Source organism: Bradyrhizobium sp. Ghvi, from assembly GCF_900115265.1.
Lineage (GTDB): Bacteria > Pseudomonadota > Alphaproteobacteria > Rhizobiales > Xanthobacteraceae > Bradyrhizobium.
Genome location: NZ_FOVU01000008.1, coordinates 40733 through 61219, shown reverse-complemented (window position 1 = coordinate 61219; position 20487 = coordinate 40733). Strand labels below are relative to the sequence as shown.

Sequence of the window (20487 nt, the reverse complement as noted above, 5' to 3'; positions counted from 1 at the left end):
GGGTGTTCCGCATGAACCGCCGACTGGACAATGACCGCACCATCCGCGCGCCCCGTGGCAGCGACATCAGCGCCAAGAGCTGGCTGACGGAAGCGCCGCTCCGAATGCTCATGAACAATCTCGACCCTGACGTCGCGGAGCGCCCGAGCGAACTCGTCGTCTATGGCGGTATCGGCCGCGCCGCACGTGACTGGGAGAGTTTTGACCGGATCACAAATGCGTTGCGTAAGCTCGAAGCCGATCAAACCCTGTTGGTCCAGTCGGGCAAGCCGGTCGGCATCTTCCGTACTCACGCAGATGCGCCGCGCGTCTTGATCGCCAATTCCAACATCGTGCCGCATTGGGCGACACTCGACCATTTCAACGAGCTCGATCGTCAGGGGCTGATGATGTACGGCCAGATGACGGCGGGCTCCTGGATCTACATCGGCAGCCAGGGCATCGTGCAGGGCACCTACGAGACCTTTGTCGAGGTCGGGCGCCGCCACTATGGCGGTAACCTCGCCGGTAAATGGATCCTCACTGCCGGTCTCGGCGGTATGGGCGGTGCGCAGCCGCTGGCGGCGACCATGGCGGGCGCCTCGATGCTCGCGGTCGAATGTCAGCCAAGCCGCATCGAGATGCGTTTGCGCACCGGCTATCTCGATCGCCAGGCCGCGACGCTCGACGAAGCGCTCGCGATGATGGCGGACGCCGCGAAAACCAAGAAGGCGATTTCGGTCGGCCTGCTCGGCAATGCCGCGGAAATCTTTCCGGAGCTGGTCCGCCGCGGCGTCAAGCCCGACATCGTCACGGACCAGACCAGCGCGCATGATCCGATCAACGGCTATTTGCCGAAAGGCTGGACCCTGACCGATTGGGAAGCCAAGCGCGCATCCGATCCGAAGACGGTGGAGCGCGCCTCGAAGATGTCGATGGTCGAGCACGTCCAGGCCATGCTGGATTTCCATGCGCAGGGCATTCCGACGCTCGACTACGGCAACAACATCCGCCAGATGGCACAAGACATGGGCCTGAAGAATGCCTTCGATTTCCCCGGCTTCGTGCCCGCCTATATCCGCCCGTTGTTCTGCCGCGGCGTGGGGCCGTTCCGCTGGGCCGCGCTGTCCGGCGATCCCGAGGACATCTACAAGACCGACGCCAAGGTCAAGGAGCTGATGCCTGGCGACAAGCATCTGCACAATTGGCTCGACATGGCCAAAGAGCGCATCAAGTTCCAGGGCCTGCCGGCGCGGATTTGCTGGGTTGGCCTGGGCGATCGCGATCGTCTTGGGCTCGCCTTCAACGAGATGGTCGCGCGCGGCGAATTGAAGGCGCCGATCGTGATCGGCCGCGATCATCTCGACAGCGGCTCGGTGGCGAGCCCGAACCGCGAGACCGAGGCGATGATGGACGGATCGGATGCGGTGTCGGACTGGCCGCTGCTCAACGCGCTGCTCAATTGCGCCAGCGGCGCGACCTGGGTATCACTGCATCATGGCGGCGGCGTCGGCATCGGCTATTCCCAGCATGCCGGCATGGTGATCGTCGCCGACGGTACGCCGGAAGCGGCAAAGCGCATCGCGCGCGTGCTCTGGAACGATCCCGCCAGCGGCGTCATGCGCCATGCCGACGCGGGCTACGACCTCGCGATCGACTGCGCCCGTGCCATGGGGCTCGATCTGCCGAGCCTCTCGACCTAGCGCTGCCTCAGGCCACGACCTTGGCTGCGCCTTGGTCCAGGCGCTCGCGTTCCTTGGTCAGATAATCCTCGATCGCCGCCCCGGGCATGGGTTTGGCGAAGTAATAGCCCTGCACGAAGTCGCATCCGAGGCGGCGCAGGCTGTCGAGCTGGGCGCGAGTCTCGACGCCCTCGACCACGCAGGCGATCTCCATGTCGTCGCACAGGCCCGTGAGCGACTTGATGATCTTGTGGCTGACCGGGTTTTCGTTGATGTCGGCGACGAAGCTGCGGTCGACCTTGATCTTGTTCAGCGGTAGGCGGTGCACGTGGCTCAGCGACGAATAGCCGGTGCCAAAATCATCCAATGAAATGCCGCAGCCCATCGCCTTCAGCGCGGCGATCGACTGCTGCGCGCGCACGAAGTCGAACGTGACGGCGGTCTCGGTTATCTCGAAGTCGAGCCGGCGCGGCGGCACGCCGCTCTTGTCGATGATGGCGATCAGCGGCAGGATGCCGTCGGGCGAGCAAATGTCGTGCGCCGAGAGGTTGAACGACAGGCGGGTATGATCCGGCCAGGTCCTGGCGGCCGCGAGCGCGCGCACCAGCAGCGCCTGCGTCAGGGTACGGATCAGGCCGATCCGCTCGGCGGCGGGAATGAAGTCAGCCGGCGAGACCCAGCCGAGGCGGGGGCTCTGCCAGCGCGCCAGCGCCTCGAAACCCGCGGTGTGCTCGCTCATGGCATCGACGATCGGCTGGAACACCAGCTCCATCTCGGCGTCGAAATCGGCGGTGCGCAGCATATTCTCGATCACGCCGCGGCTGCGGATCTCCGCCTCGAGCTCGCTGGAGAAGATCACCGCCCGTCCGCGCAGATGACGCTTGGCGTGGTAGAGTGAGTAGTCCGCGCATTCATAGAGCGTTTCCGCCGTCGTCGCCGAGCGCGGATACAGCGCAAAGCCGATCGAGCAAGAGAGGCCGGTATGGGCGGTGTCGAGCTGGTAGGGCAGCCTGACCTGCTCGCCGATACGCTCGCCGAGACGCAGCAGGTCGGCATCCTCGGGATCGCCGCACACCACGAGGCCGAATTCGTCGCCGCCCAGGCGCGCGAATTCCACGCGTTGCGGCCCAAATCCTTCGCAGACGTCGCGGATGCGGCGCCCGGCCTCGATCAGGACGCGGTCGCCGATCGAGTGTCCATAATTGTCGTTGATGGGCTTGAAGCCGTCGAGGTCGATGATCCCGACCGCGACGCGCACGTGTCTGCGCTCGGCGTCAGTGAAGGCGCTCGACAGCTCGGCGAAGAAGCGGCGGCGGTTCGGCAACTCGGTCAGGGCATCGAGATTGGCGAGACGAAAATTCTCGTCCGACAGGGCCTGTGTCGCCGCCTGCTGCGCCAGCAACGATTTGCGGCTGGCAACGAGGTCGGCGAAGTCGCGATAGTAGATGAACAGCACCGTCACCATCGCGCCGGAGACCAGCAGATTGTTGATCGCGATCCCCTTCAGTGTCGGCTCGCCCGTGGCCCAGAAGAACAGCACATAGGGCACGTCGACGACGAGCGTCACGATCAGTGCCGCCGAACGTAGATGCATCAGGGAGAAGATGCAGCCGATCACGGTCACGGCCATGTAGAACGCGACCTGGCTCTTGGCGAAAGGATCGCCGTAAGGATAGAGCGCGAACGACCAGGCGGTGAAGCCGGCGCCGATCGGCAGCGTCATCCAGTTGGTGGCGCGTAGATTGCGCAGGATGTCGGCGTCGCTGCGCACCAGATGACGCTGGCGCAGCCACCAGAACGTGCGAAGCGCCGCGAGCAGCGTCAGCACGCTCGGGACGATCATCGTCAGCCAATCCGGTGCCACGTTGAAGTAGGTGTAGGCGACCGCGATCGTGTTGCTGATCAGGATGCAGTAAAGCAGCGGGATCTGCTTGGAGAAGGCGTCGAATTGCGCGCGCGTCAGATCCGGGTCCTCCGGTACGCGAAACAGCAGTATCGCGGCGGCGAGGTGAGCTCTCAAATCGACGGCAGGCATTGCAATACGTGCCCCAAATCCCTTCAAAATCGAAGGCGATGTTGCACGGTGCGGGTAAAGACGGCGTTAGATTGGTTCCATGCGGGAACACCAGCTATGGTTGCGTGCCGGTCCCGAATTGCCGGCCCGCGTGCATTGGTGAGGGGATGTTAAGGATGTGAGGTGGAAGCAAGCCTTGTCTCCCGCGACAGATCGTCCCGAAATGATCGCGGCTAGGTTCTGCTAACCATAGGCCCGAGTGCCGCGCATTGCCACATCTGGCACGGCACTCGGTTAGCCTCTCCCACTGGGAAGAGGCGAAGTCGCCTTCTACTTCGCGGCCTGTAGCGCGGCGGTCTGCTTGGCGAGCGCCTTGTCGAAATCGTCCGCCAGACCGGTCGCGTAGGTCGCAAGCTCGCGCGGCTTGATGAACGGATTGGGCGTCTCGCTCTTGATCTGCTGTGCGCGCTTGTCCTGCATGCCGTAGACCTCGGGATGCGGTCCGAGCAGCACGTCGATCCTCATCGCTTTGACCTTGGCGAAGGTCGCGCGATAATCGTCGACGATGCCGGGATAGGTCGGCTGTCCCACCAACCGGTACAGCGCTACGGTGCCGCTGCAGAAGAACAGCACCTCACGCTTGCGCCGTGCTCGACCGTTGTGTCCCCGAAGGGTCAAGCGAGGGCGGCCTGTCGTTCCCGCACCGCTTCGCGAGGCCGGTCGGCGCCACGCGGCTCGGCGAGCCTCGTAAAGCTGCGCTGGCTCGCATGCACGGGCGCCTCGACGATGACGCCCTCGCAGACGATCTGGCCGCCGAGCATCTTGAATTCCAGCGTGTCGTAGCGCGGCATCGTCTCTCCGGGCTCGGGCGGCAGCAGCTCGATGCGGCCCTGGATGTTCAAGGTCGCGTCGCCAGTGCCGTGAAGCCTCGGATTCCACATCCTGATCCCGGTCTCGGACCAGCGTTGCCGGATCAGCGTGGCACGGTCGGCGGGCTCCACGATCTTTGCCCGGACCTTCGGCGCGCTCGGACTCTTCGGAGCGGGAGCCGGCTCGACCTGCGCGGCGCCAGCAGGCGCGAGCGCGGACCCAACTTCTGCGGCTATCGGCGCGATGGGCGTAAGATCGTTGGCGACATCAGGCTCGATGTCCGCTGCGACGCTGGGAGCGGGCTCGCTGTCGACGCTGGCCTCGGTGGAGGCGGGCACGGTGATCCCGGCGTCGACCACGATGACCGAGGCCTCGTCGACGGCGACCGGTTCGATCGCCACGGAAGCGGCGGACACCGGTTCGTCCTCGACGACGAGCTCGCCGACCGGGCCCGACATTGTCTCCATCTCGGCAGCAGCGACCAGGACCTGCTCCGCCGGGACAGGCTCGACATCCTCAGGCGTTTCCGGGGATGCATCGCTGCCGATGATCGACTCAGCCGTTTCGATCGCTTCGACTTCGAAAGAAGAGACCGGGGCCTCTTCCACCATTTCGGGTTCGCCATCCGCCAGGAGTTCTACGGCGAGATCGCTGCTGGCGACCGGCTCGGGAGCGTCGATTGCCTCGACTTCGACAAGCGAAGCGGGTGCGTCGTTGACGACCTCTGGTTCAGCCTCGGTCAGACGTTCCGCAGGCGGATCGCTCCTGACGACTTCAAGCGGATCAACCGGCTCGCCCGCGACCTCAATCGAAGGGACTGAAGCCTGTTCGACGACGATGGGCGCGACCTCTGCCGACGTCTCCAGAGATGAATCGTCGATGGCGGCGATGATCACGGCCGCGGACGGGGGCTGTTCGATGACAGAGACGGTGGCGTGATCCTCGCGGTCAGGTGCTGCCGCTTCGATGACGGTCTCGCCGGGCATCGGCACGGTGCTGAGGCTGTCCAGGGCCGGAGCAGCTTCTGCGATGATCGCCGGCTGCTCATCCGCAGCGCTCGGCGCCGCGTCGATGCTGCCGCCAGGCGGCGGGGGTCGAAGCCGCTTGAACGCCCATTTCACCGCGGGAATGCGGCTCAGCAACGATATCAGTCTCGAAAGCACTGGGACTTGTCCAAGAGGTACTCAGGGCCGTAGGCAAACGCTGATTCGCCAGCAATTGGAAAAACTGCCCGGCCGTCACACCCCTGTCAATTGAGGGGAGACCAATTGCAGAACATCTGCACAGCGCTTGCGTGCTGTAGCATTCATTCGAAGTGCATCGATGCGAGCGCGTCTTCGTCACGGATGTGCTAAGAGGTCTCGCTTGACAAGCGAACGTTACGGGCAACCTACAGGCGACAAACGGCGCATCTACAGCAGGGCTGCAGCTCCTGCCGCGTTCATCTCCCTGCTAGCTTACGGCCTATCGTCCCCCAGAACTCGAGCTGGCACCCGCGCCGCCACCGGCCTGGTTGCCCGTGTTGTTCGTGTCGCTGCCACCTGCGGACGGCGACTGAGCGCCCTTGCCGTCACTGATCTCGTTCTGCATGTTCGATGCCCGACCCGTCGTCATTCCCTTGGTTGCGGGGCCTCGCGACGAGGGTCCGACATCGCCCTGCCCGGATGCGCCGGGCGCCGGTTGTGTCTGCGCAAAGGCGTCACCGGTCGCCAGTGCCATGACGCAGGCGGATGCCAGAATGATTGTCTTCATGGGGACTCTCCTTCACGTTGCATTGCTCCAGCAACCCGGCTGTAGCGGCGACGTTCCAGCTGATGGGGGCGCAACTGCATCAACTCTCTGCCGCCAAACGTCTGGGTTCCCGCCTGCATTGTCAGCGGATATTGAGGGTCGCCGTTGCTTGTTCGAGGACGACGCATGAGAAAGCTTGCCGCTATCGCAACAATCCTGTTCTGGTCGACATGCGCTTACGCGCAGGATCGCACCATCACCGTGGCGTCGACGACCTCGACGGAACAATCGGGCTTGTTCGGCTATCTGCTGCCGCTGTTCACGAAAGAGAAGGGCATCGACGTGAAGGTCGTTGCCGTCGGCACCGGCCAGGCCCTCGATATCGGTCGGCGTGGCGATGCCGATGTGGTGTTCGTCCATGACAGGGTGGCGGAAGACAAGTTCATGTCGGAAGGGCAGGGCGTGAAGCGTTTCGACGTGATGTACAACGACTTTGTCATTGTCGGACCGAACAGCGATCCAGCTCACATTGCCGGCGGCAAGGACGTCGCCGATGCCCTGCGCAAGATCGCGGCGGCCAAGGCGCCGTTCGTCTCGCGCGGCGACAAGTCCGGCACGCATGCCGCCGAACTGAGATTGTGGAAAGAGGCAGGCGTCGACATCGCGACGGCTAAGGGCAGCTGGTATCGCGAGATCGGCCAGGGCATGGGGCCGGCGCTGAACATGGCGTCGTCCTCCAGCGCTTATCTGCTGTCGGACCGCGGCACCTGGCTGTCGTTCAAGAACCGGGGTGAGCTTGCGATCCTGACCGAGGGCGACAAGCGGCTGTTCAACCAATACGGCGTCATGCTGGTCAATCCGGATAAACACCCCAACGTGAAGGCCAAGGACGGGCAGGCCTTCATCGACTGGCTGATCTCGCCAAAGGGCCAAGATGCCATCGCCGGCTACAAGGTTGGCGGCGAGCAGCTATTTTTCCCCAACGCGTCCCACTAGCAGGAAGGCAACGGTCGAAACGGCGACGCTGAGCGCGAGCAGAATCAGGCCGAGCCCGAGCGCCAGCGGCAGGTCGCCCTTGCTGGTCTCCAGCGCGATCGCAGTCGTCATCGTGCGCGTGAAGCCTCTGATGTTGCCGCCGACGATGATGATGGCGCCGACTTCGGCGATGGCGCGCCCGAACGCGGCGAGGAAGGCGGTCAGCAGCGAGGTCCGGCCGAGCGCGAACAACAGGCCGATGCTGCGCAAGATCGAGAGGCCGTCGATCCGCGCGAGGTCGCCATATTCCGCCCATAGCAGGCTCGCCGGCCGGTGCACCAGCGCCACCACGATCGGCGTGGCCAGGAGCGTCTGTGCGATCACCATGGCGGTGGGGGTGAACAGCAATCCCGCCGTCCCGAGCGGGCCGGATCGGGACAACATGAGATAAAGCGCAAGCCCGACCACGACCGGCGGCAGGCCGAGCAGCGCATTGGTCAGCACGATGATGACCTGCCGCCCTCGAAAGCGGGTGATAGCAAGCAGGGCGCCGAACGGCGCGCCGATCAGCAGCGCAATGATACTGGCCGTCAGGCTGACGCGCACCGACAGCGCGACGATGCCGAGCAGCTCAGGATCGGCTTCGCCAATCAGCGCGAACGCGGCAGCGACGGAGCGTGCGAAATCGTTCATCCGGTCTGAGGCCTCACGTTCAAGCCGAATGACATGGATTGGTCGATGTCGTGGCGCGATGTCGCTTCACACTGATTCCTGCTGTCCCCGCCGGGAGTCAGAGAATACAGGGGACCAGCGGTTTGGACACTCTCTTCATTCGTGGGCGGAAGCGTGCTTCACGCTTGCTCCGCCCCACAGCCAACTCGCAAGCGGTATGGCGACGCCTGCCCCGATGAGCTGCGCGGCGATGAAGGCTGGCACGCCGTGCGGGGCGATGCCCGCAAAGCTATCGGATAAGGACCGGGCGATAGTGACTGCGGGATTGGCGAACGATGTCGAGGCCGTGAACCAATAAGCGGATGTGATATAGAGGCCGACCGCATAGGGAACGGCGGCTGAGGTTCGTGACGCCACGCCCAAAATCGTCAGCAACAGGCCGAGGGTTGCGACTGCCTCGGCGAGCCACTGTCCTATCCCGCTCCGTTCCGTCAGCGAGGTCTGGAGGACGGAAAGCCCGAACATCAGATGCGCGATCCACACGCCGACGATTGCGCCGGCGACTTGTGCCGCGATGTAGATCGTCGCATCAATCCAGGCCGTATCACCGCGCAGCGCCAAGGCCAGCGTCACCGCCGGATTGAAGTGAGCGCCCGACACGGGAGCAAACATCAGGATCAGCACGATGAGAATCGCGCCCGTGGCGATCGTGTTGCAGAGCAGTGCCAGCGCGACGTTCCCGCCCGCGAGCTTTTGGGCCATGATCCCCGAACCGACCACCGCGGCCAGCAGGAACGCTGTTCCGAGCCATTCGGCGACGGCGCGCTGTGCGAGGCCCGGCATCAGGCGCCGCGGTCCAGTTGAACGCGCTCACCGTCTTCCTTGACGAACTCGCCCCGCTGCGGTGGCAAGAGATCCAGCACTTGCTCGGAAGGACGGCAGAGCTTGACGCCCTTTGGCGTGACCACGATCGGACGGTTGATCAGGATCGGATGCGCCATCATGGCGTCAAGGAGCTGATCGTCGGTCAGATCAGGGGCGCCGAGACCGAGCTCGGCATAGGGTGTACCCTTTTCGCGAAGCAGGTCGCGCACGGAAAGGCCCATGCGGGCGACGAGCTGCTGCAAAAGCGCTCGCGACGGCGGCGTCTTCAGATACTCGATCACATGCGGCTCGATTCCCGCGTGCCGGATCATCGCAAGCGTGTTGCGCGAAGTACCGCAGGCAGGATTGTGGTAGATGATGGCGTCCATTGGCAGATCCCGGATCAGCAGCAGGCCGATGACGATGGCTTCGCAATGGGCTGCGGCGCGCAGCAGGCCGATTGCTTGTCCGGCTGTTTCTTTTGTCTGGTCCCATGGGCAACTCGCGCGCCGTTCTCACCGGTGCCGTCGCCATAGTCGGTGCTTTCGCCCGTGGTGCGAAAGGTTTCCCAGGCGATTCCCGCGGGATCGTCGATCCAGGATTTCTCGGACTTCGCATAACAGCAGGTCGTCTGGCCTTGTTCGACGATATTGCCGCCGGCTTGGCGCAGCCGCGCATAAACCTCCTGGAGCTCGTCGCCGGTCTCAACCTGGATGCCGAGGTGATCGAGCCCGGGCTCGCGTCCGCGCGTCGAGATCGCAAAATTCACGCGAGGGTCATCGAGCATCCATTTGGCGTAATCGGACTTCACGACCGAGGGCTGGGATGCAAACAAGGCCGAGTAGAATCCGATCGAGCGGGAGAGGTCGTCGACGGACACGTGAACGTGCAGGCGCTTCATGGTCTGTCCTTTCAGGCCGGGACTTTGTTGCGCTTCCGCGCGGGCTTGCAGGCTGCGGCCGGAACACAGAAGGCGCCGTCGCAGCAGTTTTCGGTTAGGAATTCGATGAGATCGTTCATCGTCTCGAACCGGGCCGCATAGATCATCGAACGCCCCTCGCGCCGGACCGTGGCAAGACCCGCCATCCGCAGGCGATCGAAGTGGAACGTCAGCGTGTTGGGGGCGAGATCCAGCGCCTCCGCAATCGCGCCGGCCGCCATGCCGTCGGGACCGGCCTGCACCAGCAAGCGGAAGACGTCTAGGCGATTGTCCTGGGCAAGTGCGGCGAGCGCCGTGACGGCGTTTGTCTTTTCCATATTTCGACGATTATTGAAATAATGGCGCCACGTCAACTGAAATCTCGGCTGTCCTGCCCAGGGGAACACTGCGAGACAGTGACATCCATCGAGTCAGGCTCCGTTCGCGAAAGTATTTCGATTTACTGAAATTCGGAAATATCGTACATGTCGTTGCATCTCGCCCCGCACGAGGGACGGATCGCGACAAGGCGACGGAGGCGAGAGGGAATTCGGCTCCGGGGAGGGCACGGCATAAGCCGTCAAACCACTCGCGCAGGGAAGGTCGGGATGTCCTGGCTGCCCTGTACGCCGCTGTGCAGTTCTCCATTGCGCTACAAGCGCACAGCGGACGGCGGGTGCCAGCCGGCTACCCCGGCCTTCCCCGCGCCCTCGGCAATCGAGGGGGGCGAACGAGCCGTAAAACTCGGGCCGAAATGGTCGCGAGAGCGCGAAATCATGCCCTGTGCGAGCAGAAAGGCGACTTTATTCTCGCGACGGATGCGTTATGGAAGAGCCTGGATGCGGTGCAGCACGTAACGCGCAGCAGATCGAAATTCAGGTCAAACCGGGCACGCCGCTAGAGGCCGGGCTCGCTCAACGAGAAGGACGTCATTCCATGATCAATACCGTTGGTATCATCGGAGCAGGGACCATGGGCAACGGCATCGCCCAGATCTGCGCCGCGGCCGGGCTGTCGGTCGTGATGGTCGACATTTCCGATGCGGCGGTGAACCGCGGCATTTCGACCGTCGGCGGCAGCCTCGAGCGCCTGGTCAAGAAGGAGAAGATCTCGGCAGCCGATCGCGAGGCGACGCTCAAGCGCATCACGGGGACCACCGACCGCGCAAAACTGTCGGACTGCGATCTCGTCATCGAGGCCGCGACCGAGAACGAGGAGCTGAAGGTCAAGATCCTCAAGGACCTCTGCGCCACGCTTTCGCCGCGCACGCTGGTTGCGACCAACACCTCGTCGATCTCCATCACCAAGCTGGCCGCCGCAACCGATCGCCCGGATCGCTTCATCGGCATGCACTTCTTCAACCCGGTTCCGGTGATGGCGCTGCTGGAACTCATCCGCGGCCTGCAGACATCGGACGACACTCACGCCAAGGCACTCGATTTCGCTCAGCGCGTCGGCAAGGTGGCGATCACCGCCAAGAATAGCCCGGGCTTCGCCGTCAACCGCATCCTGTGCCCGATGATCAACGAGGCGATCTTCGCGCTCCAGGAGGGGATTGCAACGGCCGAGGAAATCGATGCCGGCATGAAGCTCGGCTGCAACCATCCGATCGGGCCGCTCGCGCTGGCCGATCTCGTCGGGCTCGATACGATGCTTTCGGTGATGGAGGTCTTTTATAAGGGCTTCAACGACCCTAAATATCGACCAGCCCCCCTGCTCAAGGAAATGGTCGATGCCGGCCATCTCGGCCGCAAAACCGGGCAGGGCTTTTACACCTACGGCGGCTGATCTTGTAATTTGCGCTGCGACAAAGATGTCGTGCGCGGCTGGATCTAGCTTCTTTCCTTCTCCCCTTGTGGGAGAAGGTGGCGCGAAGCGCCGGATGAGGGGTCTCCCTCCGCGCATTCAACGAGAGGTGGGCCCGCTGAGACAACCCCTCACCCGTCTCGCCGCTCTGCGGCGAGCCACCCTCTCCCACAAGGGCCCACAAGGGGAGAGGGAAAGCAGAAAACGGAACACAAGGACATGTCGGATCGACTGAAGGCCGAGCGCGAAGCTGCGGCCGAACGACGGAACCTGCTGACCCAGGATGCCATCGAACGCACCGGGATCACTGAGGAGATGATCGGGGAACTCGTCACCCGCTTCTATGGACGCGTGCGTGAAGACGCGCTGCTCGGGCCGGTGTTCGCGATCGTCCGGAATTGGGACGAGCATCTCGCCAAGCTCAAGGATTTCTGGTCGTCGGTCGTGCTGATGAGCGGCCGCTATCACGGCTCGCCGATGCGGGTGCATCTTCCGCTCAGCCTGGCCGGCGATCATTTCGACCGCTGGCTCGATTTGTTCGAGCAGACGGCGCGCGAAGTCTGCCCGCCACCGGCGGCCAGCCTCTTCATCGACAAGGCCCGTCGCATCGCCGACAGCTTTGAAATGGCATCGGCAACGATCGCCGGCCGCATCGCGGCGCCGCGCAACCTATTGAGGTCCTGAACACGGCGGATCTGCCTGCAAAACGTGCAGTTGAATCGTCGCGAGTTTGCGTCGTGCTGCTGACAGCGGCGCCGCACCAATTCCTGCATCATCGGTCTGATCTGCAAAATCGTCATGCCGATCGCGCGACATGACGTTGCAATGGCAAAAATGCGTTTGAACGCGTGCAATCGCATTCGCTCAAAGCGAGCAAAGCCATATTGATGCACTGCGGCGCCAATTCTTCGCCTTCATTTCGGCAGAGTTCCAGCGCCTGCTATTGTGCATGTCGTCTGCATCATTCAGTACCTCCTCCTCATCATCATCCGACAACACTGCGGAACCCGAAGTCGATGTGAGTGCGGAGCAAACGCGTCGAGCGCTGTTGCTCGGTGCGCTCGCCACCACCGCTTGTCTCGGCTGTTCTGCACCAGCAAGGGCCGACGACGATCAGCCGGGTGCCGACGAACGACCGCAGAAAGGCGATCTGCTCGTCCGCTCAGAGGGTGATGACGAAGGTCAGCTCATCAAGCCGGATGACCTCAAGCCGGGCGGCCCTCCGGTTCGCGCCTGGCCGAAGGATCCAAAAACCTCCGTCGTTCGCAGCGGCTCACGCCTGAACGAGATTCTTGTCGTGAAGCTTGATCCGAACGAACTCGAAGAAACTACGCGTGCACGCGCAGCCGACGGCATCGTTGCCTATTCTGCGGTCTGCGCTCATGCCGCCTGTCCGGTTACGGAATGGGTGAAGGCGGATCAGGGAGGCGACATGACCGTCTTCAAGTGTCCCTGCCACAACTCCGAATACGATCCACGCCAGGGCGGACAGGTGGTGTTCGGACCCGCGCCGCGACGCCTCGCGGCACTGCCGCTGTCACTAAGCGGAGGTTCGCTCACCGTTGCCGGTCCTTTCATCGGAAAGGTAGGTGGCTCGCAGCCCGGATGATACGCCGCGGGTCGCGCCCGCGCACCACAAGAGGTCGCGCCGGCCACCGAGCGGGCGACGAGACCGACAAGAATTCAAATCAAAAGACTTCAAAGGGGAAACGTCCATGAGCACAAAGCGATGGTATTTGTCCGGCTTCGTCGCCTTCACCTGCATTGTCTCGACAGCGGCGAGCGCCGGCCCGATCGAGAACTACAGCCCCGTCACCCAGCAGCGCCTGGAGAATCCAGAACCCGGCAACTGGATGCTCTATCGGCGCACCTATGACGGCCAGGGCTTCAGCCCGCTCGACCAGATCAACACCTCCAACGTGAAGGATCTCACGCCGGTCTGGACCTTCGCCACCGGCGTTGTCGAAGGCCACGAGGCGCCGCCGATCGTCAATAATGGCGTGATGTTCGTGGCGACCCCCATGGGGCAGGTGATCGCGCTGAACGCAAAGACCGGCGACGAGTACTGGCGCTACAAGCGGCAGCTCCCCGATGATCTGTTTCAATTGCACCCGACCAGCCGCGGTGTCGGCCTGTGGGAGGACAAGATCTATCTCGCCACCACCGACGACCACGTTGTCGCCCTCGACGCCAAGACCGGCAAGGTGGTGTGGGACACCAAGGTGCAGGACTACAGGAAGGGTCAGTACATGACCCTGATGCCGCTGATCGTCGATGGCAAGGTGATCGTCGGCGGCTCCGGCGGCGAGTTCGGCGTGCGTGGCTATGTCGCCGCCTTCGATGCCAAGGACGGTAAGGAGTTGTGGCGCACCTTCACGATTCCCGGCGAAGGCGAGCCCGGGCATGACACCTGGCAGGGCGACGACTGGAAGAACGGCGGCGGCTCGGCCTGGATGACCGGGACCTACGACAAGGACACCAAGACGATCTATTGGGGCGTCGGCAATGCTGCGCCGTGGCCCGGCGAGATGCATCCTGGCGACAATCTCTATACCTCGTCGGTGATCGCGCTCGATCCGGGCAACGGCAAGATCAAGACCTATCATCAGTACCACCAGAACGATTCCTGGGATTGGGACGAGGTCGACGCGCCGATGCTGATCGATCTCCAGCGTGACGGCCGCAGCATCAAGAGCCTGGTTCATCCGGGGCGCGACGCGATCTTCTGGGTGCTCGAACGTACGCCGACCAAGATCAACTATATCGCCGGCTGGCCGTTCGTCTCTACCGACGTCTGGAAGGGCGTCGACGAGAACGGCAAGCCGATCCTCGATCCCGCGCACAAGCCGGTGGTTGGCAAGCGCGTGGAGTTCTGCCCCTCATTGTGGGGCGGCAAGGACTGGCCTTCGGCGGCCTACAGCCAGAAGACCGGCCTCGTCTACGTGCCCGCCAACGAGAATTTCTGCGGCGGCTTCACCGGCGAGAAGGTCCCGCTCAAGCCCGGCGAACTCTGGCTCGGTACCAAGCCGGAGGATATCGGCCTGAAGACCAAGCCGGGCGCCGATCATTTCGGCGAGATCCAGGCCTGGGATCCCGCGACCGGCAAGAAGGTGTGGCAGCACAACTTCCCGAAGTCGCAGATGTTCGGTTCGGTCACGGCCACCGCGGGCGACCTCGTCTTTGGCGGGGGCACCAACGACCGCAACTTCCGCGCCTTCAATGCCAAGACCGGTGAGCTGCTCTGGGAGCAGAAGACCAATTCCGGCATCATGGGCATGCCGATCTCCTATGAGATCGACGGCACGCAATACATCGCGATCCAGTCGGGCTGGGGCGTGGACGCGCAGCGTATCCAGGACGCGCTCGCGACCAACAACATCGGCATCGAGTCCAACGTGCCACAAGGTGGCGTGATCTGGGTGTTCGCGCTGAAGAAATAAGCTCCGCAGGCGGATCGAGAGAAGCGGAGCGACAGGGGGCAAATGCGGCGGACGGCAACGTCCGCCGCATCTTGCGTGCGGTCGTATTACTTGCCCTCGCGCTCAACCTTATCCTTTGCTTTCTGATTCATCTCCCGAACCTTCGGATCAGGGCTGCTCTGCCCGGTGGTCTGGGTTGTCGAGGCGGGCGGGGCGTTGGCGTTGGGAAGCGAGCTCTGGTCCGGTGCGGTGGGGCGCGTCGCGGTGGTCGGCGGCGTCGTGTTGCTGCTCTGGGCGAACGCATCGGCGGTGGTCAAAAGAAAGGCGCTCGACAGCAAGACTGCGAGCGCCCTTGAGATGTTTGTCATCGATCTGCTCCTGTCAGATCGATGGAAACGGCGCGAGCCGCCTTCCGTTCCGTCAAGCCTCCAATTGCTTGCCGATCGGCAAGCTCCGGATGCGTTTGCCGGTCGCCGCGAAGATCGCGTTCATCAGCGCCGGTGCGAACGGCGGTACACCGGGCTCGCCAACGCCACTAGGCGGTGTATCGGCTCCCGGTGGCATGATGTGGACGTTGGTCACAAGCGGAGCCTCGTCGATTCTGACGACCTGGAAGTCGTCGAAATTATTTTGCTCCACCTTGCCGTCCTTGAAGGTAACCTGGCCGTATTTGGCGAGGCTGAGCCCCATAATGGCGGCGCCTTCGATCTGCGATGCGATGCGTTCGGGGTTTACATAGGTGCCGCAGTCGATCGCGGTGTCGACCCGTGGCACCGTCAGCTTGCCCTTCTCGTCGACGGCCACCTCGACGATTGTCGCGATGTAGCTGACGAAGCTGCGGTGCACGGCGATTCCGAGGCCATGGCCCTTCGGGACCTGACGGCCCCATTCGCCCTTCTCGGCGACCAGCTCGACCACCTTGCGCAACCGCGCAGTGTCGATCGGGTAGCTGTCATAGGGCTCGCCATAGTTCCACATGTCCTTCACGGCCGGCTTGACGATGCGGGGTGTGCCGATCAGTGCGAGTAGCGTCTCCTTCTGGTCGCGTCCGGTCGCATTCGCGATCTCGCCGACCATCGACTGCACCGCGAAAGCGCGCGGGATGTTCGAGACTGAACGGAACCAGCCGATGCGGGTGTGCGCGGCAGCTTCCGGATTCTCGCAACTGATGTTGGCGATTTCGAAGGGCATGTCGACGAGGCCCATGCCGAGTTCGAAAGGCGCCTGATGGACCGTGCCGGCGGCAAAAGTCGAGGCGATGCTGGGCGCCACGCTGCGGTGGCGCCAGGCGATCACCTTGCCGTCCTTGTCCAGCCCCGCCTCGATGCGCTCGGCCGAGACCGTGTGCAGGAAGCCGTTATGGATATCGTCCTCGCGCGTCCATTGCACCTTGACGGGCGCGCCAAGCTCCTTCGAGAGCAGAGCGGCTTCGAGCGCATAGTCGCACTTCGACTTGCGGCCAAAACCGCCGCCGAGCAGCGTCACGTTCACGGTGACGTTGCCCTCGGGAATGCCGAGCGTTTTGGCGACGTCCTCGCGCGTCCCGCCGGGACTCTGCACTGGCGCCCAGATCTCCGCCTTGTCGCCCTTGACGTCGGCGACCGCGACCGGCGGCTCCATGCTGACATGGGCAAGATGAGGAATGTAGTACTCGCCGACGATAACCTTGTCGGCACTCTTCAAGGCGGCGTCCGCATCGCCCTCCTTGCGCACGACGAGACCCGGCTTGCGCGAGGCCTCCTCGAGATCCTTGCGATAGGCGACCGAGTCGTATTTGCCGTTGGCGCCGTCGTCCCAGACCAGCTTGAGCGCGTCGCGGCCCTTGATCGCGGCACCGGTGTTGCGTGCGATCACCGCGACGCCGCCAAGCGGCTGGAATTTCGACGGCCACGGCCAGCCACGCACCTGCATCACCTTCTCGACGCCCGGTACTTTCAGCGCCGCGTCCGGATCGAACGAAGTCAGCTTGCCGCCAGTCACCGGCGGGCGCGCGATCACGGCATGTTTCATGCCGGGCAGTCGCACGTCGCCGCCGTATTGCGCCTTGCCGGTGGTGATGTCGTGGAGATCGACGATGCTGATCTGCCCCTTGCCGAGATAGCGGAAGTCCTTGGGGTCCTTCAGCTTGAGGCCTTCGATCGCAGGCACCGATTCCTTGGCGGCATCGGCCGCGAGTTCGCCGAAGCCGAGCTTGCGTCCGCTGGCGCTGTGGACCACCTCGTGATTGACTGCCTTCACTTCGGTCGCAGGCACGCCCCAGCGCTTGGCCGCGGCCTGCTCCAGCATGGTTCGAGCCGCGGCGCCGATCTGACGCATCGGAAGCAGATAATGCCGCGTGCTGCGCGAGCCGTCGGTGTCCTGGTTGCCGAACTTGACCTCGTCGCCGTGAGCTTGCTGCACCCTAACCTTGGACCAGTCCGCCTCCATCTCCTCTGCCACGATCAGCGGCAGGCTGGTGCGCACGCCGGTGCCCATCTCGGAGCGATGGGCAACGATGGTGACGGTGCCCTCGGGCGCGACCGCGACGAACACGCGCGGATCGACCACGACACCATGCGGCATCTTGCCGGCGCCAGTCTCGTAAGCAAAGGCCTGGCGCGACATCACGGGGGCGGCGAGCACGAAGCCACCGGTGATGCCGAGCCCCTTGAGGATACTGCGGCGCGAGACTTTCTCGACCTTCAGATGCTTTTCGAAGCCGCGAAGCTTCCGGGGATTGTCGATGAAATTCATGTCACACTCCCGTCGATGCGAGATGGACCGCATTCTCGATGCGCTGGTAACAGCCGCAGCGGCAGATGTTGCCGGCCATCGCCTCTCGGATCTGGTCATGCGATGGCTTGGGATTGTCCATCAGGAGCGCTGCGGCCTGCATGATCTGGCCGGCCTGACAGAAGCCGCATTGGGGCACATTGACCTGGCGCCAGGCCTTTTGGACGGGATCATCGCCCTCCGGATGCAGTCCCTCGATCGTGGTGACCTCTCGTCCGGCGACGTCGTTGATCGAGGTGATGCAGGACCGCACCGCCTCCTTGTCGATGATGACGGTGCATGCCCCGCACAGCGCCTTGCCGCAGCCGAACTTGGTGCCGGTCAGCCCGGCCTCGTCACGCAGGAACCAGAGTAGCGGAAGATCCGGGTCGCCGTCCCAGCTCTGTTCCTGGCCGTTGATCTTCACCTTGATCATGGTCGTCCCTCGCTCTTCATAAGCTTGCTGATTTCAACATTGCCGAACTGGATCGGCGCAATGTCCGTTGTCCGTTGCCTCATGTGACCGCATTTCGGCCTCTCGTCCTGCGCGGGCAGGTCCCGGCAGGAAGCTGAAATGCGAATCGCAATGTCTGGATGTTCTCGATACCTCCCGTTTTCTTCTTGATTGATTGAATTCGCGCGGCATCGTGACGACGCGACCGTAGCAGAGATCGCGTCGGACCGGCGTTCACAGCCGGGTGTTCTCGACGTGAACAGATTGCATCCAGGATTTGTCAAAAGCAGGGCGCGGCAATTCATCGCGCGCTGGGCGATCAGGAAATCGAAGGCGCGATGAAAAAAGCTTCGTCCGCCAGAGGGACTGCGCGGACGAAGCAGTAGTCCTCAGTCGAGGGAGGGAGAATCGCAGGGCACGCTGACTTCAAGCAGGAAGAGGGCGGCACTGCGCAGTCATTCAGAGACCAGGACTGAGGGAGCGGAACGCGCTCGCATACGCAAAAGTGCACAGGCAGCGAACTCGCCGCAGTCGTTCGACAACTGCATCCGTCCGCTCGCGGATCTCTGGCGAGCGGACAGGCGATGGCAGCTGCTTGCTCAGGCGGCCTTGGCTTTCGCCACGTGGGTCGCGATCGCATCCATCAGCGCTGGCGACAGGCAGTCATAGGGCTCAAGGCCGAGCTCCTTCAGTCGCGACCGGATGCCGGCCATCTGTTCCGGCTTCACGCCAGATTCGATCACCGAGGAGACGAAGGCGGCGAATTGCGGCGCCTGCGAGCCCTGTTCCTGGAATAGCTCCGGATGGATGAAGTCGAGACCGTAGAACGGGTGGTTCTTGTTCTCGATGCGGCCGTACATGTGGGTGCCACAGGCCTTGCAGGCGTGCCGCTGGATCACCGCGGAAGGATCGACGATCTGGAGCTTGTCGCCGTTCTCGAGCACGGTGACGTTCTGGCGCGGGACCACGGCAACGACGGAGAACGTTGCGCCCTGCGGCTTCCAGCACTTGGTGCAGCCGCAGGCGTGGTTGTGCGCCACGTCGCCTTTGATGCCGACCTTGACCTGATGGTCCTTGCATTTGCAGACGAGGGTGCCGCCGGCAAAATGCCCGCTGCCCTGTTTGACGCCGTTGTCGATCGAGGGATGGAGTGCAACAGTCATGGGTCGATCCTCCTTGGGTGTGACGCTTGAGCTAGAACACGACGACTGAACGTATAGATTTGCCCTCATGCATCAGGTCGAAGCCCTTGTTGATGTCTTCGAGCTTGAGCGTGTGGGTGATCATCGGGTCGATCTGGATCTTTCCGTTCATGTACCAGTCGACGATCTTCGGCACGTCGGTGCGGCCACGGGCGCCGCCGAAGGCAGTGCCGCGCCAGTTACGGCCGGTGACGAGCTGGAACGGACGGGTGGCGATCTCCTTGCCGGCTTCGGCGACGCCGATGATGATCGAGGTGCCCCAGCCGCGATGGCAGGCTTCCAGCGCCTGGCGCATCACCGTGGTGTTGCCGGTGCAGTCGAAGGTGTAGTCGGCGCCACCGTCGGTCAGGCCGACGAGATGCGGAACGATGTCCCCGGTGATCTTCTTGGGGTTGACGAAATCGGTCATGCCGAACCGCCGGCCCCAGTCCTCCTTGGAATCGTTGATGTCGACGCCGATGATCTTGTCGGCGCCGGCCATCTTGGCACCCTGGATCACATTCAGTCCGATACCGCCGAGGCCGAACACGACGACATTGGAGCCGGGCGTGACCTTCGCGGTGTTGACGACGGCACCGACGCCGGTGGTGACGCCGCAGCCGATATAGCAGCTCTTGTCGAACGGCGCGTCCTCGCGGATCTTCGCCACCGCGATCTCCGGCAGTACCGTGAAGTTGGAGAAGGTCGAGCAGCCCATGTAGTGGTAGATCGGCTTGCCCTTGTAGGAGAAGCGGCTGGTGCCGTCAGGCATCACGCCCTTGCCCTGCGTCGCCCTGATCGCGGTGCAGAGGTTGGTCTTCTGGCTCAGGCAGCTTTTGCACTGCCGGCACTCCGGCGTGTAGAGGGGAATGACGTGATCGCCCGGTTTCACAGACGTCACGCCTGCCCCGATCTCGCGGATGATCCCGGCGCCCTCATGGCCGAGGATCGACGGGAAGATTCCTTCGCTATCGAAACCGTCGAGCGTGTAGGCGTCGGTGTGGCAGATGCCTGTTGCCTTGATTTCGACCAGGACTTCACCGGCCTTCGGCCCCTCCAGATCGACCTCGACGATTTCGAGCGGCTTCTTGGCTTCGAAAGCGACGGCGGCACGTGTCTTCATCGGTAACTCCTCAAATTCTCGCAGGATGCCAAGATTTAAGTCTCGGC

At 63.3% G+C, this 20487-nt stretch carries 19 protein-coding genes and 1 pseudogene; 6 read left to right on the top strand and 14 right to left on the bottom strand.

Annotated elements, in window-relative coordinates; translation table 11 throughout:
- Positions 1-11 precede the first annotated feature (11 nt).
- Positions 12-1682 (top strand): urocanate hydratase, encoded by a 1671-nt coding sequence (gene hutU / locus BM374_RS26800; RefSeq protein ID WP_092299877.1) that lies wholly within the window; start codon positions 12-14, stop codon positions 1680-1682.
- A 7-nt stretch (positions 1683-1689) separates the two neighbouring features.
- Here hutU and BM374_RS26795 read toward each other — a convergent pair whose 3' ends face one another.
- From BM374_RS26795 to BM374_RS26780, 4 genes and pseudogenes are all read right to left on the bottom strand, one after another.
- Entirely contained in the window at positions 1690-3696 is a 2007-nt protein-coding gene (locus tag BM374_RS26795; protein WP_092299211.1) for a putative bifunctional diguanylate cyclase/phosphodiesterase, read from the bottom strand.
- Positions 3697-4005: 309 nt separating this feature from the next.
- A pseudogene (locus BM374_RS26790) lies at positions 4006-4323 on the bottom strand (MBL fold metallo-hydrolase); the annotation flags it as partial.
- 26 nt (positions 4324-4349) lie between these two features.
- A complete protein-coding gene (locus tag BM374_RS26785; RefSeq protein WP_244552701.1) occupies positions 4350-5708 on the bottom strand; it encodes a dihydrolipoyllysine-residue succinyltransferase component of 2-oxoglutarate dehydrogenase complex in 1359 nt (452 codons plus the stop codon).
- 301 nt (positions 5709-6009) lie between these two features.
- On the bottom strand, positions 6010-6297 hold the full coding sequence (locus BM374_RS26780) for a hypothetical protein (RefSeq protein ID WP_092299205.1): 288 nt from the start codon (positions 6295-6297) through the stop codon (positions 6010-6012).
- Positions 6298-6462: 165 nt separating this feature from the next.
- Here BM374_RS26780 and BM374_RS26775 point away from each other — a divergent pair, with 165 nt between their 5' ends.
- Positions 6463-7272, top strand: a complete 810-nt coding sequence (locus BM374_RS26775) for an ABC transporter substrate-binding protein (RefSeq protein WP_092299202.1) — start codon at positions 6463-6465, stop codon at positions 7270-7272.
- On the opposite strand, the gene BM374_RS26770 is transcribed toward BM374_RS26775, so the two are convergent.
- The 5 genes from BM374_RS26770 to BM374_RS26750 form a co-directional block, all read right to left on the bottom strand.
- On the bottom strand, positions 7246-7944 hold the full coding sequence (locus BM374_RS26770; RefSeq protein ID WP_092299199.1) for an ABC transporter permease: 699 nt from the start codon (positions 7942-7944) through the stop codon (positions 7246-7248). The two genes, BM374_RS26775 and BM374_RS26770, sit on opposite strands and share 27 nt — an antisense overlap.
- A gap of 135 nt (positions 7945-8079) precedes the next feature.
- A complete protein-coding gene (locus tag BM374_RS26765) occupies positions 8080-8766 on the bottom strand; it encodes an aquaporin (protein ID WP_092299196.1) in 687 nt (228 codons plus the stop codon).
- Positions 8766-9176 carry an arsenate reductase (glutaredoxin) gene (gene arsC / locus BM374_RS26760; RefSeq protein WP_092299193.1) on the bottom strand — a complete coding sequence of 137 codons (411 nt, stop codon included), beginning with the start codon at positions 9174-9176 and terminating at the stop codon, positions 8766-8768. The genes BM374_RS26765 and arsC overlap by 1 nt, the downstream gene beginning before the upstream one ends.
- Positions 9177-9190: 14 nt before the next feature.
- Entirely contained in the window at positions 9191-9688 is a 498-nt protein-coding gene (locus BM374_RS26755; RefSeq protein WP_092299190.1) for an ArsI/CadI family heavy metal resistance metalloenzyme, read from the bottom strand.
- 11 nt (positions 9689-9699) lie between these two features.
- Positions 9700-10044, bottom strand: coding sequence for an ArsR/SmtB family transcription factor (locus BM374_RS26750; protein ID WP_092299187.1), 345 nt, complete (start codon positions 10042-10044; stop codon positions 9700-9702).
- 598 nt (positions 10045-10642) lie between these two features.
- On the opposite strand from BM374_RS26750, the gene BM374_RS26745 reads away from it, so the two are divergent.
- The 4 genes from BM374_RS26745 to BM374_RS26730 all read left to right on the top strand — a co-directional run bounded on the left by BM374_RS26745 (position 10643) and on the right by BM374_RS26730 (position 14952).
- Positions 10643-11494 (top strand): 3-hydroxybutyryl-CoA dehydrogenase, encoded by an 852-nt coding sequence (locus BM374_RS26745; protein WP_092299184.1) that lies wholly within the window; start codon positions 10643-10645, stop codon positions 11492-11494.
- Positions 11495-11731: 237 nt separating this feature from the next.
- Complete coding sequence (locus tag BM374_RS26740) at positions 11732-12196, top strand: group III truncated hemoglobin (RefSeq protein WP_092299182.1); 465 nt, start codon at positions 11732-11734, stop codon at positions 12194-12196.
- Positions 12197-12461: 265 nt separating this feature from the next.
- Positions 12462-13121, top strand: a complete 660-nt coding sequence (locus BM374_RS26735; protein ID WP_092299179.1) for a QcrA and Rieske domain-containing protein — start codon at positions 12462-12464, stop codon at positions 13119-13121.
- A gap of 106 nt (positions 13122-13227) precedes the next feature.
- Complete coding sequence (locus BM374_RS26730; RefSeq protein ID WP_092299176.1) at positions 13228-14952, top strand: methanol/ethanol family PQQ-dependent dehydrogenase; 1725 nt, start codon at positions 13228-13230, stop codon at positions 14950-14952.
- An 86-nt stretch (positions 14953-15038) separates the two neighbouring features.
- Here BM374_RS26730 and BM374_RS26725 read toward each other — a convergent pair whose 3' ends face one another.
- The 5 genes from BM374_RS26725 to BM374_RS26705 all read right to left on the bottom strand — a co-directional run bounded on the left by BM374_RS26725 (position 15039) and on the right by BM374_RS26705 (position 20440).
- Positions 15039-15299, bottom strand: coding sequence for a hypothetical protein (locus BM374_RS26725; RefSeq protein ID WP_092299173.1), 261 nt, complete (start codon positions 15297-15299; stop codon positions 15039-15041).
- Between the two features lie 52 nt (positions 15300-15351).
- Positions 15352-17664, bottom strand: a complete 2313-nt coding sequence (locus tag BM374_RS26720; RefSeq protein ID WP_092299170.1) for a xanthine dehydrogenase family protein molybdopterin-binding subunit — start codon at positions 17662-17664, stop codon at positions 15352-15354.
- 1 nt (position 17665) lies between these two features.
- Positions 17666-18118 (bottom strand): (2Fe-2S)-binding protein, encoded by a 453-nt coding sequence (locus BM374_RS26715; RefSeq protein WP_092299167.1) that lies wholly within the window; start codon positions 18116-18118, stop codon positions 17666-17668.
- 617 nt (positions 18119-18735) lie between these two features.
- Positions 18736-19299 (bottom strand): S-(hydroxymethyl)glutathione synthase, encoded by a 564-nt coding sequence (gfa, locus tag BM374_RS26710; RefSeq protein ID WP_092299163.1) that lies wholly within the window; start codon positions 19297-19299, stop codon positions 18736-18738.
- 31 nt (positions 19300-19330) lie between these two features.
- Positions 19331-20440: an S-(hydroxymethyl)glutathione dehydrogenase/class III alcohol dehydrogenase gene (locus BM374_RS26705; RefSeq protein WP_092299160.1), complete on the bottom strand. Its 1110-nt coding sequence runs from the start codon at positions 20438-20440 to the stop codon at positions 19331-19333.
- Between the last annotated feature and the right edge of the window lie 47 nt (positions 20441-20487).

Excerpts from the sequence above, each read along its gene's own strand:
- BM374_RS26720 (WP_092299170.1), bottom strand. The coding sequence starts at position 17,664 with ATGAATTTCATCGACAATCCCCGGAAGCTTCGCGGCTTCGAAAAGCAT.
- BM374_RS26795 (WP_092299211.1), bottom strand. The coding sequence starts at position 3,696 with ATGCCTGCCGTCGATTTGAGAGCTCACCTCGCCGCCGCGATACTGCTG.
- BM374_RS26725 (WP_092299173.1), bottom strand. The coding sequence starts at position 15,299 with ATGACAAACATCTCAAGGGCGCTCGCAGTCTTGCTGTCGAGCGCCTTT.
- arsC (WP_092299193.1), bottom strand. The coding sequence starts at position 9,176 with ATGGACGCCATCATCTACCACAATCCTGCCTGCGGTACTTCGCGCAAC.
- BM374_RS26715 (WP_092299167.1), bottom strand. The coding sequence starts at position 18,118 with ATGATCAAGGTGAAGATCAACGGCCAGGAACAGAGCTGGGACGGCGAC.
- gfa (WP_092299163.1), bottom strand. The coding sequence starts at position 19,299 with ATGACTGTTGCACTCCATCCCTCGATCGACAACGGCGTCAAACAGGGC.
- BM374_RS26765 (WP_092299196.1), bottom strand. The coding sequence starts at position 8,766 with ATGCCGGGCCTCGCACAGCGCGCCGTCGCCGAATGGCTCGGAACAGCG.
- BM374_RS26750 (WP_092299187.1), bottom strand. The coding sequence starts at position 10,044 with ATGGAAAAGACAAACGCCGTCACGGCGCTCGCCGCACTTGCCCAGGAC.
- BM374_RS26705 (WP_092299160.1), bottom strand. The coding sequence starts at position 20,440 with ATGAAGACACGTGCCGCCGTCGCTTTCGAAGCCAAGAAGCCGCTCGAA.
- BM374_RS26755 (WP_092299190.1), bottom strand. The coding sequence starts at position 9,688 with ATGAAGCGCCTGCACGTTCACGTGTCCGTCGACGACCTCTCCCGCTCG.
- BM374_RS26770 (WP_092299199.1), bottom strand. The coding sequence starts at position 7,944 with ATGAACGATTTCGCACGCTCCGTCGCTGCCGCGTTCGCGCTGATTGGC.
- BM374_RS26730 (WP_092299176.1), top strand. The coding sequence starts at position 13,228 with ATGAGCACAAAGCGATGGTATTTGTCCGGCTTCGTCGCCTTCACCTGC.
- BM374_RS26780 (WP_092299205.1), bottom strand. The coding sequence starts at position 6,297 with ATGAAGACAATCATTCTGGCATCCGCCTGCGTCATGGCACTGGCGACC.
- BM374_RS26740 (WP_092299182.1), top strand. The coding sequence starts at position 11,732 with ATGTCGGATCGACTGAAGGCCGAGCGCGAAGCTGCGGCCGAACGACGG.
- BM374_RS26775 (WP_092299202.1), top strand. The coding sequence starts at position 6,463 with ATGAGAAAGCTTGCCGCTATCGCAACAATCCTGTTCTGGTCGACATGC.
- BM374_RS26745 (WP_092299184.1), top strand. The coding sequence starts at position 10,643 with ATGATCAATACCGTTGGTATCATCGGAGCAGGGACCATGGGCAACGGC.
- BM374_RS26735 (WP_092299179.1), top strand. The coding sequence starts at position 12,462 with ATGTCGTCTGCATCATTCAGTACCTCCTCCTCATCATCATCCGACAAC.
- hutU (WP_092299877.1), top strand. The coding sequence starts at position 12 with ATGAACCGCCGACTGGACAATGACCGCACCATCCGCGCGCCCCGTGGC.